The sequence below is a fragment of the Sciscionella sediminilitoris genome, from assembly GCF_000737195.2.
Taxonomy (GTDB): domain Bacteria; phylum Actinomycetota; class Actinomycetes; order Mycobacteriales; family Pseudonocardiaceae; genus Sciscionella; species Sciscionella sediminilitoris.
This window is the reverse complement of record NZ_JALM01000017.1, coordinates 174,665-188,421: the sequence shown is the minus strand read 5'-3', so window position 1 is coordinate 188,421 and position 13,757 is coordinate 174,665. Positions and strand designations below refer to the sequence as shown.

General features: G+C 68.5%; 13 protein-coding genes. 9 read left to right on the top strand and 4 right to left on the bottom strand.

The genetic code is table 11. The features are described from left to right. From AD72_RS09440 to AD72_RS09415, 6 genes are all read left to right on the top strand, one after another. The coding region (locus AD72_RS09440) for a hypothetical protein (RefSeq protein WP_231644769.1) at nt 1–653 on the top strand (653 nt) is incomplete at its 5' end. 140 nt (nt 654–793) lie between these two features. Next, nucleotides 794–5,776 carry an NAD-glutamate dehydrogenase gene (locus AD72_RS09435; RefSeq protein ID WP_425480759.1) on the top strand — a complete coding sequence of 1,661 codons (4,983 nt, stop codon included), beginning with the start codon at nt 794–796 and terminating at the stop codon, nt 5,774–5,776. Nucleotides 5,777–5,808: 32 nt separating this feature from the next. Beyond that, nucleotides 5,809–6,249 carry an acyl-CoA thioesterase gene (locus tag AD72_RS09430; RefSeq protein WP_031466058.1) on the top strand — a complete coding sequence of 147 codons (441 nt, stop codon included), beginning with the start codon at nt 5,809–5,811 and terminating at the stop codon, nt 6,247–6,249. Next, nucleotides 6,242–6,889, top strand: a complete 648-nt coding sequence (locus tag AD72_RS09425) for a DUF8185 domain-containing protein (protein ID WP_031466057.1) — start codon at nt 6,242–6,244, stop codon at nt 6,887–6,889. Before AD72_RS09430 ends, AD72_RS09425 begins: the two co-directional genes overlap by 8 nt. 52 nt (nt 6,890–6,941) lie before the next feature. Further along, nucleotides 6,942–7,157: a ribbon-helix-helix domain-containing protein gene (locus AD72_RS09420; RefSeq protein WP_231644773.1), complete on the top strand. Its 216-nt coding sequence runs from the start codon at nt 6,942–6,944 to the stop codon at nt 7,155–7,157. Then, complete coding sequence (locus AD72_RS09415) at nt 7,157–7,504, top strand: type II toxin-antitoxin system PemK/MazF family toxin (protein WP_031466055.1); 348 nt, start codon at nt 7,157–7,159, stop codon at nt 7,502–7,504. Before AD72_RS09420 ends, AD72_RS09415 begins: the two co-directional genes overlap by 1 nt. 6 nt (nt 7,505–7,510) lie before the next feature. On the opposite strand, the gene AD72_RS09410 is transcribed toward AD72_RS09415, so the two are convergent. The 4 genes from AD72_RS09410 to AD72_RS09395 form a co-directional block, all read right to left on the bottom strand. Beyond that, complete coding sequence (locus tag AD72_RS09410; RefSeq protein ID WP_031466054.1) at nt 7,511–8,557, bottom strand: ArsR/SmtB family transcription factor; 1,047 nt, start codon at nt 8,555–8,557, stop codon at nt 7,511–7,513. A 79-nt stretch (nt 8,558–8,636) separates the two neighbouring features. Further along, nucleotides 8,637–10,241, bottom strand: a complete 1,605-nt coding sequence (locus AD72_RS09405; protein ID WP_031466053.1) for a glycoside hydrolase family 13 protein — start codon at nt 10,239–10,241, stop codon at nt 8,637–8,639. 69 nt (nt 10,242–10,310) lie between these two features. After that, a complete protein-coding gene (locus AD72_RS09400) occupies nt 10,311–10,709 on the bottom strand; it encodes a globin (RefSeq protein WP_031466052.1) in 399 nt (132 codons plus the stop codon). A 14-nt stretch (nt 10,710–10,723) separates the two neighbouring features. After that, nucleotides 10,724–11,731, bottom strand: a complete 1,008-nt coding sequence (locus AD72_RS09395; protein WP_031466051.1) for a mechanosensitive ion channel family protein — start codon at nt 11,729–11,731, stop codon at nt 10,724–10,726. A 289-nt stretch (nt 11,732–12,020) separates the two neighbouring features. Between AD72_RS09395 and AD72_RS09390 the strand changes: the two genes are divergently transcribed. From AD72_RS09390 to AD72_RS09380, 3 genes are all read left to right on the top strand, one after another. After that, nucleotides 12,021–12,518, top strand: coding sequence for an HNH endonuclease (locus AD72_RS09390; protein WP_031466050.1), 498 nt, complete (start codon nt 12,021–12,023; stop codon nt 12,516–12,518). A 478-nt stretch (nt 12,519–12,996) separates the two neighbouring features. After that, nucleotides 12,997–13,260 carry an aa3-type cytochrome oxidase subunit CtaJ gene (gene ctaJ, locus AD72_RS09385; RefSeq protein WP_031466049.1) on the top strand — a complete coding sequence of 88 codons (264 nt, stop codon included), beginning with the start codon at nt 12,997–12,999 and terminating at the stop codon, nt 13,258–13,260. Then, on the top strand, nt 13,247–13,744 hold the full coding sequence (locus tag AD72_RS09380; RefSeq protein ID WP_031466048.1) for a DUF5130 family protein: 498 nt from the start codon (nt 13,247–13,249) through the stop codon (nt 13,742–13,744). Before ctaJ ends, AD72_RS09380 begins: the two co-directional genes overlap by 14 nt. Nucleotides 13,745–13,757 lie beyond the last annotated feature (13 nt).

Below are 13,757 nucleotides of genomic sequence, written 5' to 3'. Positions count from 1 at the left end.
CGGCCGCCGAAGAAGCCACGCCCGAGGAACGGACGACGCCCGAAAAGGCGCCACTCGAACAGTCGGCACCCGAACAGTCAGCACCGGAGCACACGGTGCCGGAGCAGACGGAGCCGAACCCCCCTGACCTTCCGGAGACGGCAGGCGCGCAGCGGCTCTCCGATACACCGGGTGAACACTCGGGCCCGATCCCGGATCCGCGCAGCGAGGCGGAGGCGACCCCGGCCGGTCCGGACTTCGACGACTCACTGGGCTTCGCCGATCTGCTCGCCAATGCGATGGACGCCTATCACGCCGATCAGCCGGAGCAGGGTGCCGAGGAGAACACCGGCGAAGGGCGTAACGGTACCGATCAAGCCCGTGACGACGACGCCGATCCGGAGACCCGTTTCGATTCGGAACCGTCGTCGGGCTTCGATCCGGGTACCGACACCAGTTTCGATCCGGGCACCGGCCTCGGTCTCAGCGCGACACTGGCGAGCCTGGACGAGCACCGGCCGGCGCGGCATCGCAAACCCGAGGCCAATGGGCTCGGCACCCGGCGTGCGGGCAACGGTTCGGGCGGTAGCAAGCACGGCAAACCGGCGAACGAGCCGTGGTACGCCGACTACTTCCAGGCCGACTGGCCGAACTCGGCTGGATCATCCGAGTAGCCCACCGGGCGAGTGCACAACCCCCTGGAAAGCAAGGCCACACGCCCGGCACCCGGGCAGTCAGGGGGTGGTGTACCGGCATATGGTGGCTATGGCCCGGCACATGGACGTGCCGGAGATTCAGGCGGAGATAGGTGAAGATGGCGGCCACGCATTCAGGGACGGATTCAACTACACGACAAGGGAACGGCCGGGACCAAGGGGGAGTCGACGTCGTGGACGCCGACTCGGAACGGTTCCGGGACCGGCTGATCGCCGAAGCCGCGGCGAGTGACGAAGATCTCAGCGAGCTGATCCGGCTGTACTACCGTTATGTGCCGGTCGAGGAGTTCGCCGGTGACGACCCCGCGGATCTCGTCGGCGCGGTGCGGTCGTCCCGTGCGCTCGCCGAGCATCGCGCGCCGGGCAGGCCGGTGGTGCGCATTCTCAATCCCAGCCGCGCCGAGGACGGCTGGCGTTCCGCGACCACGGTTGTACAGGTTGTCACCGATGACATGCCGTACCTGGTCGATTCGGTCGCCGCGGAACTGAGCCGGGCGGACGCCTCGGTGCAGCGGATCGTGCACCCCATCGTCGTGGTGCGCCGTGATGCGACGGGCAATCTCCTCGAGGTGCTCGCCGATGTGGACCCGGACGAGGTGCCCGAGGGGGCGACCGCGGAGTCCTGGATGCATCTCGAGGTCGACCTGATCACCGATCACGAGCGGGCCCGCGAGGTGGAGAACCGGCTCGTCGCGGTGCTCGGGGATGTGCGCGAGGTGGTCGAGGACTCCGCGCGCATGAAGCAGAAGGCGCTCGAACTCGCCGAGGAACTCGACACCAATCCACCGCAGCTGGAGTCCGAGGAGGTCGCCGACGGGGCGAACTTCCTGCGCTGGTTGATCGAGCGGCACTTCGTGTTCCTCGGCTACCGGCGCTACGAACTGGTCACCGAGGATGACGGCGAGCCGGGCCAGCGCGCAGTGCTGTCCACCGGGCTCGGGGTGCTGCGCGCCGATTCGCTTTCCTCGCGCAAACTGCTTTCCGGGCCGGACACCGCGCTGGCCCCCGAACTGCTCGTGCTCACCCAGGCGAGCGCGCGGGCGAGCGTGCGGCGCAACGTGTTCCCGTACTACGTGGGGCTCAAGACCTTCGACGAGAACGGAAAGGTCGACGGGGAACACCGCTTCCTCGGCCTGCTCACCGGGAACGCGCTGCACGAGGATGTGCTCGACATTCCGGTGATCGAGCGGAAGGTGCGCAACATCATCCGGCGCGCCGGATTCCCGCTGAACTCCTATTCCGGGCAGCGGATGCTGGACACGATGCAGACGTATCCACGTTCGGAGCTCATGTCCACCAGTGAGGACGAGCTCTACGGCATCGTCACCGGGGTGCTCGCCCTCGCCGACCGGCGCATGCTGCGGCTGTTCCTGCGCAGGGATCCGTACCGGCGTTTCTACTCCTGCCTGGTGTACCTGCCAAGGGATCGGTACACCACGCGCGGACGGCGCACGATCCAGGAAGTTCTGGAATCCGAACTGGGCGGGGAACAGCTCGAGTACGGGGTGAGCATCGGCGAGTCCGAACTGGCTCGCGTGCACTACATGATCAACACCGATCCCTCGGCCGAGCATCCCGAGGTGGATGTCGCCGCGCTGCAGCAGAAGCTGATCGACGCGACGCGGACCTGGGACGACCTGATGACCGAGGCCGTGCTCGCCGAGCAGTCCGGGGACGGGAACGGCAACGGGGTCGAACTGGCCAACGGCACCCTCACCGAGCAGGTGACGCGGCTGGCGAACTCGTTCCCCGCCGCGTACAAGGAGGACTTCAGCGCCGAGATCGGCCTGAACGACCTGCACCGGCTGAACAATCTGTCCACAAAGGACTTCTCGCACACCCTGGAGATGTCCTTCTACGTGCCGCGTGATGCGGACGCGGGGCAGCGGCGGTTCAAGATCTACCACGCCGGTGAGCGCATCACGCTGACCCAGGTGCTCCCAGTGCTGCAGCGGATGGGCGTCGAGGTGGTCGACGAACGGCCGTACCAGGTGTTCCGCGAGGACGGGGTCGGCTGCTGGATCTACGACTTCGGGCTGCGCGTCCCGCCGGGCGTGCTGGACCGGCTCGAGGAAGATGTCGCCGCGGTCCGCGGCCGGTTCGAGCGCGCCTTCGAGGCGGCGTGGACCGGCAACGCCGAGGTCGACGGGCTGAACTCGCTCGTGCTGCGCGCGGGGGTGGACTGGGAACAGGCCGCCGTGCTGCGCGCCTACGTGAAATACCTGCGCCAGGCGGGAATCCAGTACAGCCAGGACTACATCGAGTCCGCGATCCTGCGCAACACCCGGATCGCGACCCTGCTCATCCAGCTGTTCGAGGCGCGGTTCGACCCGAACCGCTCGGAGCGCGAGCGGGAGAGCACCGCCGAGGACCTGACCACCGAGGTGCTCGCCCTCATCGACGAGGTCACCAGCCTCGACGAGGACCGCATCCTGCGCAGCCTGCACAACCTCATCACCGCCACCCTGCGCACCAGCTACAACGTGCGCGACGAGTCCGGTGACCCGCGCGGCTACCTCGCCGTCAAGCTCGATCCGAGGCGGATCCCCGAACTGCCGGAGCCGAGGCCGCGGTTCGAGATCTTCGTGTACTCGCCCCGGTTCGAGGGTGTGCACCTGCGCTTCGGGCCGGTCGCGCGCGGCGGCCTGCGCTGGTCGGACCGCAGGGAGGACTTCCGCACCGAGATCCTCGGGCTGGCCAAGGCGCAGCAGGTCAAGAACGCGGTGATCGTGCCGCTGGGCGCCAAGGGCGGGTTCGTGCTCAAGCGCCCGCCGGCGCCGACCGGGGACCCGGGCATCGACCGGGAGAACGCCCAGCGCGAGGGCGTGACCTGCTACCGGATGTTCGTCTCCGCAATGCTCGACCTCACCGACAACCTGCGCACCGTCGACGGTGCCCGCGAGGTCGTGCCCGCCAAGGACGTCGTGCGCTACGACGGCGACGACAGCTACCTCGTGGTCGCCGCGGACAAGGGCACCGCGACCTTCTCCGACATCGCCAACGAGGTCTCCAAGTCCTACGGCTTCTGGCTCGGTGACGCGTTCGCCTCCGGTGGCTCGGTCGGTTATGACCACAAGGGCATGGGCATCACCGCGAAGGGTGCGTGGGAGAGCGTCAAACGGCACTTCCGCGAGCTCGGCGTGGACACCCAGCGGGAGAACTTCACCGTGGTCGGGGTCGGCGACATGTCCGGGGATGTGTTCGGTAACGGCATGCTGTGCTCGGAGCACATCCGCCTGGTCGCCGCGTTCGACCACCGGCACATCTTCATCGACCCGGATCCGGACGCGGCAGCGGGTTATGCCGAACGGCGCCGGATGTTCGAGCTGCCCCGTTCCTCCTGGGACGACTACGACCGCTCGCTGATCAGTGAGGGCGGCGGGATCTGGCCGAGGACCGCGAAGTCGATCCCGGTCTCCCCGCAGGCGGCGGCGGCACTCGGGCTCGAACCGGGCGAGCTGTCCCCGGCCGAGCTGATGACCGCGATCCTGCGCGCTCCGGTCGATCTGCTCTGGAACGGCGGGATCGGCACCTATGTGAAGGCTGCCACCGAGACCCAGGCGGACGCGGGCGACAAGGCCAACGACGCGATCCGGGTCGACGGCGGCGAGCTGCGGGTCAAGGTGGTCGGCGAGGGCGGCAACCTCGGCTGCACCCAGCGCGGGCGCATCGAGTTCGCCAGGAACGGCGGCAAGATCAACACCGACGCGCTGGACAACTCGGCCGGGGTCAGCTGCTCCGACCACGAGGTCAACATCAAGGTGCTGCTCGACCAGTTGGTCGCGGATCAGACCCTGGATCCGGCCGCGCGCGACGAACTGTTGCTCGAGATGACCGACGAGGTCGGCGAACTCGTGCTCGGCGAGAACTACGCGCAGAACGAGCTGCTCGGGGTTTCCCGCTCGCACGCGGCGAACATGCTCACCGTGCACGCACGCCTGGTCAACGATCTGGTCCGGAACCACGGACTGGACCGGGAGATCGAGGCGCTGCCGAGCAAGGCCGAGTTCCGCAGGCTGGACAAGGAAGGCAAGGGTCTCACCTCGCCGGAACTGGCCACCCTCGTCGCGCATGTCAAGCTGGCGCTCAAACAGGAAATACTGGACTCCGACCTGCCGGACGCCGAGGTGTTCGCCGCACGGTTGCCCGAGTACTTCCCGAGCAAACTGCGCGAGCGGTTCGGTGACTCGATCTACCGGCACTCGCTGCACCGCGAGATCACCACCACCGCACTGGTGAACGAACTCGTCAACGGGGCGGGGGTTTCCTTCGCGTTCCGGCTCGCCGAGGAGATCAGCGCGACCACCACCGATTCGGTGCGCGCCTACACCGCGGTGACCCGGATCTTCCGGCTCCCCGAGCTGTGGCGCAAGATCGAGGCACTGGACAACGTGGTCAGCAGCGCGGTGCAGGACGAGTTGATCCTGGAGACCCGCAGGCTGCTCGACCGGGCCTGCCGCTGGCTGCTGTCCAACCGCCCGCAGCCGATCGCGGTCGGTGCGGAGATCAGCCGGTTCGCCGAACCGGTCGGCGCGCTGCTGCCCCGGGCGATGGAGCTGCTGCGCGGCGGGGAGCGCGAGCTCGCCGAGGAGCGGGCACGGCGCTGGACCGAGGCGGGTGTGCCCGCCGAACTCGCGAGTGCGATCGGCGGACTGCTCAACTGCTACGGACTCCTGGACGTGATCGAGGTGTCCGAGCTCGCCGAGCAGGACGCCGGGTTCGCCGCCGACCGGCCCGTCGAGGAGACCGCGGAGCTCTACTTCGCGCTCTCCGAGCACCTGTCCGCGGACGACATGCTCACCTCGGTCTCCGAGCTCGACCGCGGAGACCGCTGGCACGCACTGGCCAGGCTGGCGCTGCGCGACGACCTGTACGGCTCGCTGCGCAGCATCACCCTCGATGTGCTCCGCCAGTCCGATCCGGGTGACGAGGCCGCGGTCAAGATCGACAAGTGGGAGCGCTCCAACTCCTCGCGGCTGGCCCGCGCGCGGGGTGCGCTCACCGAGATCGCGGAGTCCGGCTCCCATGATCTGGCCACATTGTCGGTCGCCGCGCGCCAGGTGCGTAACATGGTCCGCTGATCGTTTTTCCGGAGTTTGAAGGGCAGTTCACTGTGGGCGTATTCGTGGCCGAGGTGCGGCCGCGCTGGTCCGATATGGACGCGTTCGGGCACGTCAACCACGCGAGCCTGGTCACCATCCTCGAGGAGGCGCGGGTAGCGCTGTTGTTCGAGGAAGCGGTGCGCCGCGGCGTCACCGAGCTCGGTAAGGGCGTGGTCGTGGCGAAGCTGTCCATCGAGTACCGGGCACCGCTCGTGGTGGACGGCTCCGCGGTTCGCATCGAGCTCGCCGTGCGCGATCTGCGCGCGGCGAGCTTCGCGATGGACTACACCGTGATCTCCGGGCGGGGTGAGCGCGCGCGGACCGTGGCCACCGCGCACACCCTGATCGCGCCGTACGATCTCGAGCAGTCGAGTCCGCGCAGGCTCAGCGATGCCGAGCGGGACTTCCTCGCCGGATGGCTGGCCGAGACCCCGGGCAGGGGCAGTGCCTGAACCGGTGCGCATCGAGATCCCCGAACGCGCCGAGCGGGAGACCCTCGGCGCGTTCGTCGCGCGCGCCGTGCGCCTGGAGACCGAGGGTGTGGTGCGGCTGCGCAACCGGGAGGGCGGACTGGTCGAGGCCTGGTTCGCCACCCCCTTCGACGTGCTCGCCACCCGTACCGTCGCGGGAACCGTCGAACCGGGGGATGCCACCGTCTCCGGGAACGAACTGCTCGCCGCGCTCGCCGTGGTCGGCGGTCCGCACCTGGACGCGGGACCGCCGCGCGATCTGTTGTGGCGCGCGCCGCTGCCCCCGCAGCAGGGCTGGTCCGCGCTGGACACCCCGCCCGCGAGCGTGCTCGCCGAACTCGCCGAGAAAGGCGTGGAACTCGCGAAGGCCAACACCGGGCCGACCGGGAACCCACCGGCCTCCCTGCTCGACCAGTCCGTGCTCACCGTCGAGGGCTCCGGACTGCGCGTCGAGATCCCCATGCGGGCCCTGTTCGCCATGTCCGGCATGGGATTCCTGGATCGCGAGGTTCCCGACGGCGAACGGGTCAAGGTCACCGCGACCGACGCCTGGATGCGGGTCGATGCCCGGTTCGGTGCCATCGTGCGGCGCAGGCACGCCCAGCTCCCGCTGCTGCTGTAGCTCGCGGAGTAGCATCACGAGTCCCACTTTGGGTAGTATCGTGGGTGTGAAGATGAGTGTGAGCCTGTCCGAGGAGGACGTCCGCTTCCTCGAGGAGTACGCGGACAAGCAGGGCTATTCTTCGCGTTCGGCCGCTCTGCAGCGGGCCGTCCAGCTGCTGCGCTCGGAAGAGCTCGCCGAGGCGTATGAGGACGCCTGGAGTTCCTGGAGCGAGTCCGAGGACGCACAGGTGTGGGAGACCGTTTCCGGTGACGGGCTGGGCGACTGATGCGCCGTGGGGATATCCGGCTCGTGGAGTTCGAGCCGGTCAGGGGTGCCGAGGCGAACAAGATCCGGCCGGCCGTCGTGGTCAGCAATGACACGGCCAATGCCACCGCCGTGTGGCTCGGCCGTGGGGTGGTCACGGTTGTGCCGGTGACCTCGAACATCGACCGTGTCTATCCGTTTCAGGTCCTGCTTCCCGCCGAAGAAACCGGTTTGCCGCGTGATTCGAAGGCGCAGGCGGAGCAGGTTCGCGCCGTCGCCGTCGAACGTGTTCAAGCGCAGTGCGGGAAGGCGTCTGCTTCCCTGCTGCGCGAGCTCGACGGCGCGCTCCGGGTGCACCTCGCTCTGTAGTGCCGCTCAGGGGCGGGCCAGCAGCATCCGGCCCCGTGGCGTGATCGAGTGCAGCATCGACTGTCCGGTGCGCCGCGAACTGACCAGGCCCGCCTTGCGCAGCAGGGTGACCTGCTGGCTGGCCGAGGCCGCGGACAGCTCGATGGCCTCGGCGAGCGCGCTGGTGGAGTGTTGTTCCTGGAGGGCGTGCAGGATGCGCGCGCGGGTGCTGCCGAGGATCCCGTCGAGGTGCTCGCCTCGCTCGACGGCCGGATGCGCGGCGGGAGCGGGTGCGACGGGACTGTGTGCGACGGGACTGTGTACGGCGGGGAAGGTGAGCACGGGCCTGCGTTCGGCGTCGATCATGGTGACCGGGGTGCCGCGGCAGAAGTAGGAGGGCACGAGCAGCAGTCCCCGGCCGCCGAGGTGCAGCTCGCGGTCGCGGATGTAGTCGGTCTCGAGCACCGGCCAGTTCCACCGGAAGGTCGGCCCGAGGTTGGCGAGCAGGGCTTCGGTGCCCCCGCTGAGCTGGCGGCGCCCGTGCCGCTCGGCGTTCTGCGTGATGGTGGCGCCGATCTCGGCCCAGTAGGGCTGGACGAAGGTGCGGAAGTAGTGCCGCAGCGCCGTACCGAGTTCCTCGAGCGCGGTGCGATCGGATTCGGCGAGGGCGCGCCCGAATCCGCCGGTGTTCCTGCCGAGCCTGTCCGGGTGCATATCGCGGGCGAGTACTGCGCGCGGGGTGGCCCGGACGGTTTCGAGTTCGGCGGCGAAATCGGTACCGTCCGGATGCGCGGTAAGGCTGGGATAGGGAGTGAGAAAATCGGGGAAGTTGCCCGCATCGGGGATCAGCCGCGTGACGATCCGGAAACTGGTCCGGGTGCGTTCATCGGCGAGCGCGCCGGTCACCATGCCGCGCCAGCGGGCGTGCGCGGCGCACTGGGCGGGTTTGCGTAACCGATGGCTGCTGAGCACGAGTTCCCACATCGGATCCGGTGCCGCGAGCACCCGGGTGCGCAGGACGTCCTCCGGCGTGAAATGTATGCGCAGTACCGTCTGTCTTCGCCTAGCCTGCATCGCGACACCCCAGGTAGTCGAGCCGGTGAGCCGAATCTACTTGGTATACGCGCGATGTCCGTTCTCGGTTGGCCCGGATTCAGGCGGTGAGCCACACGGCGGTGTTCGCCGCGAGCTCGTCTCCGTCGAACGGCCCGCTGGCCAGCAGCAGTTTGCCCGGTGGCCGCGGAACCGGTGCGCCGGTGGTGTTCAGCGCGCAGGTCAGTCCGCCGCCCTTGCGCCGGAAGGCCAGGCAGCCTTCGGGGGCGCCGTACCACTCGATCTCGGTTCCGGCGAAGGACGGATCGGTGTGCCGCAGTTCGATGGCCTGCCGGTAGAGCGAAAGGGTGGAATCCGGGTCCTCGAGCTGGGCGGCCGCGGTCAGCCCGGCCCACTGCTCGGGCATGGGCAACCAGCTCCGTTCCCCGCTGGTGAACCCGTAGCCGGGTGCCTCACCTTCCCAGGGCAGCGGAACCCGGCAGGCGTCCCGGCCGCGCTGGGTATGCCCGGAGCGTTCCCAGCGCGGGTCCTGCAGCGCCCAGTCGGGCAGGTCCACATCGGGCAGGCCGAGTTCGGCGCCGTTGTAGATGAACACCGCCCCCGGCAGGGCGAGTTCGACGAGCAGCATCGCCCTGGCCCGCGCGCGGCCGAGCGCGCCGCCGCCGTAGCGGGTCACCTCCCGGGACACGTCGTGGTTGGACAGTGTCCAGGTGGGCGGCGCGCCGGTGTCCTGCACGGCGGCCAGCGTGTGCTCGATGGCCGCGCGCACCGGTTCGGCCCCGAACTCGGCCTGCAGCAACCGGAAGTTGAAGCCGAGGTGCAGCTCGTCCGGGCGCACGTAGCGGGCGAAGCGCTCGTCGTCGTGCACGCACACCTCGCCGACGGTCGCGGTGCCCTGGTACTCCTCCACGACCTTGCGGATCCCGCGGTGGATGTCGTGCACGCCCTCGTTGTCCCAGCGCGGATCGGTGCGCAGATCGGTGGCGAACACGTCCTCCCCGCGCTGCTGGGCCTCGATGATCCGCGGATCCATGTCCGTGAGGCCCGGCGGTTTCGCCATACCGTGCGCCACGTCGATCCGGAACCCGTCCACGCCGTGTTCGAGCCAGAACCGCAGTGTCCGCTCCAAGTCGGCGCGCACCTCGGGATTGTCCCAGTTCAGGTCGGGCTGCTCCGGGGCGAACAGGTGCAGGTACCACTGCCCGTCCGGGACCCGGGTCCAGGCCGGACCGCCGAACGCCGAGACCCAGTTGTTCGGTGGTTCGGAGCCGTTGCCCTCGGCGAAGATGTAGCGCTCGCGTTCCTTGCTGCCCGGCGGCGAGGCCAGCGCGGTGGTGAACCACGGGTGCTGCGCCGAGGTGTGGTTGGGCACCAGGTCGATGGTCACCCGGATGCCGTGCGCGTGCGCCTCGGCGAGCAGCCGTTCGAAGGCGGGGAGATCACCGAAGAGCGGATCCACATCCCGTGGGTCGGCAACGTCGTAGCCGTGATCGGCCATGGGGGAGGGATAGAACGGGGTGAGCCAGAGCGCGTCCACGCCGAGCAGGTCGAGATAGCCGATCCTGGAGGTGATCCCCTCGAGGTCACCGATGCCGTCACCGTTCGAGTCCGTGAACGAGCGGACATAGACCTGGTAGAACACCGCATCCCGCCACCAGGTGGTGTCCCCGGTGACCAGCGTGCTGCTCGCTGCGCCCCGTCGCATCTTGCAGATCATGCCACCCGGACGGCTGTGCGAGCTACCGGTGAGTTGAGAACTACTCCGGGGTGAACATCACAGCCAGGAATTCACCATCGACTGGGCGGCCATCTCCAGGTACTGCCACAGCTGGTCACGGTGCCGCGGTTGCAGTCCGACCTCGTCCACGGCGATCCGCATGCAGCGCAGCCACGCGTCCCGCTCGATGGGGCCGATGGTGAACGGCGCGTGCCGCATCCGCAGCCGCGGATGGCCGCGCTCCTCGGAGTAGGTGTGCGGGCCGCCCCAGTACTGCTCGAGAAACATCCGCAGGCGCCGCTCGGCCGGGCCCAGGTCTTCCTCCGGGTACAGCGGCCGGAGCACCTCGTCCTCGGCGACCTCCTGGTAGAAGCGGTGCACGATCCGGTGGAAGGTCTCGGCGCCACCGACGGCCTCGTAGAAGGAAATCTGCTCCGGTTGCTCTGGTGCTGCCACGGTTCCGAGTCTAGTTACCCGTTCCGGGTCTCGCCGGAGCCGATCCGGATCGCGGGGCCAGGAATCCCGGCATCGCGCAGCGCGTCCACGATGCGCGCCCGCAACAACCGCTGGATGGCCCACTGCTTACCGGGCCGGACCTTCAGCGTGGCGCGCAGCCCGATGCCTTCCGCGGTCACCGATTCCACTCCGAGCAGCTGCGGTTCCTCGAGCATGTCCTCGCCGAGCGCGGCAAGGGTCTCCTCGGCCCGCAGGACCCGGTCCACGACCGCGAGGGCCTCGTCCACATCCGCGTTGCCGGAGACCGGCACATCCACCACGGCGACCGCGTGCCCCTGGCTGAAGTTCCCGATCCGCAGTACCTCGCCGTTGCGCACGTACCACACGGTGCCGTTCAGATCACGCAGTGTGGTCACGCGCAGTCCGACCGATTCCACGGTGCCGATCGCCTCACCGGTGTCGATCACATCGCCGACCCCGTACTGGTCCTCGACCATCATGAACATGCCGGAGAGGAAATCGCGCACCAGCGTCTGGGCGCCGAACCCGACCGCGACCCCGATCACCCCGGCCGAGGCGATGATCGGGGTCAGGTTCACCCCGAGCTCGCCGAGGATCAGTACCGCCGCGATACCGAAGACCAGGAAGTTCAGCAGGGATTTCAGCACCGAACCGATGGTCTTCGCGCGCTGTCGCCGCCGTTCGGTGGCCGCGGGTGTCCGGGTGACGCGCTCCTTGAACGGGCGCAGCAGCGCGGGTTTGTTCCCGTCCGGCCGCTCCTGGATGGCGCGGTCGATCGCGCGCCGGGCGAGCCAGCGCACCAGCAGCGCGACGATCAGGATGAGCAGGATCGTCGCCGGTTTGGCGACCAGCCAGTCCGCGCTCGAGGCGAGCCAGTTGCTTCCGGTGAGGCTGTAGAGCTTCGAACACCAGCTGTCGGCATCGCGCACGCAGTCCGGCGGAGTACCGGCACCGGAGAGCGCGTCGGAAAGGGGCGTGGCGGGGGTGGCGGAAGGCGACATCGAACTTTCGGGGTCTGTTCAGGGGATGTTCAGGTCAGTGCCCTTGGCGGCCCCATCGAGGCTACTTGCCGAGGCCAGGTTGGTCACTGTCGTTGTCGACTCCGCGACATGTGGCCAAATCGTACGTGCTTTTCACTCGCATCTGTGGTCGACTGTGCGTGCACCCGGTGGAGGTGGTCGCGTGCTAGACCGACAACCGATCCCGAACGCTGCCACGCAGCAGGACGGCGAGGCGGCGGGGACGGACGCGTGCCGCGACCCGATCGGCTGGCCATGGGGCAAGCGCCAGGTGCTGTTGCTCAACGCGACCTATGAACCGCTCACCGCGCTCCCGCTGCGCAGGGCGATCGTGCTGCTCGTCTGCGGCAAGGCCGAGGTGGTGCACGACGATCCGGCGGGCGCGCTGCTGCACTCCGCGCGCCTGGAGGTCACCGTTCCCTCGGTGATCCGGCTGGAGAACTATGTCCGCGTGCCCTACCGGGCGAAGGTTCCGCTCACCAGGGCGGGCGTGATGTACCGGGACCACTATCGGTGTGTGTACTGCGGCGCCCGCGCGGAGACCATCGACCACGTGATCCCGCGGAGCAGGAGCGGGCCGCACAGCTGGACGAACTGTGTGGCCAGTTGTGCCCGATGCAACCACCGTAAGTCGGACAAGCTGCTCTCCGAGCTCGGCTGGACCCTGCCGAGGAAGCCCACCGCACCGAAGGGGCCGCACTGGCGGCTGCTCGCGGGCGTGCGGCACACCGACCCGTTGTGGTTGCCCTACCTCGAACCAGCGGCGTAGGAGCGGTCACCGAACGCATGGAGCCCGCCGCCCGGGTGCATGGCACTCGATGGCGGCGGGCTGGCTCCGTTGCGTATTCCCCGCTGTTCGCGCTGGTCAGCGGTTGATCCGGACACCCCGGTTGATGCGCACACCGCGATTGATGCGGACGCCACGGTTGATACGGACTCCGGTGCCGCGGTTGGTGTTCATGAAGCACTCCTTCGTCGAATAGCTTTATTCACTCGTTAAGACGGACAATCAGCTAAATACCGAACAAATACGACAACAGTGGTTGCCGTCGGTAGTCGATATGAGTTCGCCTTGCCCCGTACAGGTGACATTAAAACCACTATCGGGTGTAAACAAGGCTGCATTTGGGTGGGTCGCCTCCCCCACACGTGCGTCCAAAGGGGTACGCAGGGCATGTCTTTGGTCCTGACCTGGGAATCCATGAGCCCCGCGCGATGAGATGGGCGCGATCGGCTAACGTGGCGGTGTGACCGTCTGGCAGACCATCCTCGTGTACGTGGTGATCCCGGCCGCGCTGTACGGCCTGATCGCTCTGCTCTCGACCGCGGGTCGGCGGAACAAGGCCGCCGCGTACCGGCCGGGCAAGGAATGGAACTTCGCTCCCGTGTGGTGGGGCCCGAACCCGGTGGGTGCCGGACTCGACGCACACGGCGCGCACGGTTCGGCGCAGCACGCCGAAATCGGTGCCGGGGCGCAGACCACGGTAGGAGGCGCAAGTGGCAACTGGTGAAGTCGTCGCGAGCGGGGGAACCGCTTCGCTGGAACGCCCGGCCGATCTGCCGGAGAACCTCGCCTTCGGTGCCGCGGAGATGCCCGGTGGACGGATCTCCACCGCGCTCGAGCACGCCACCCCGACACCGTCGACGCCGTTCTCCACCCGCGAGCTGAGCAGGCTCGACGAGGCGCTGACGCTGTCCAGCAGGGAAACCGGGCTGGTGTTCAGCGTGTACCTCGGCGAGCTCGGCGAGGACAAACGGGCCCGCGCGCAGGAGCTGCACGCCGAGACCGACAACCCGGCCCGCTCGGTGCTGATCGCGCTCTCCCCGGGGCAGCGCGCGGTCGAGATCGTGACCGGCGGCGGCGCGCGTGAACAGCTCACCGACCGTTCCTGCAAGCTCGCCGTGATGAGCATGGTCGCCTCCTTCAAGGAGGGTGACCTCGTCGGTGGCCTGGTCTCCGGGCTGCGCATGCTCACCGAGCAGGCGGGCGGTTAGACCCAGGACATCC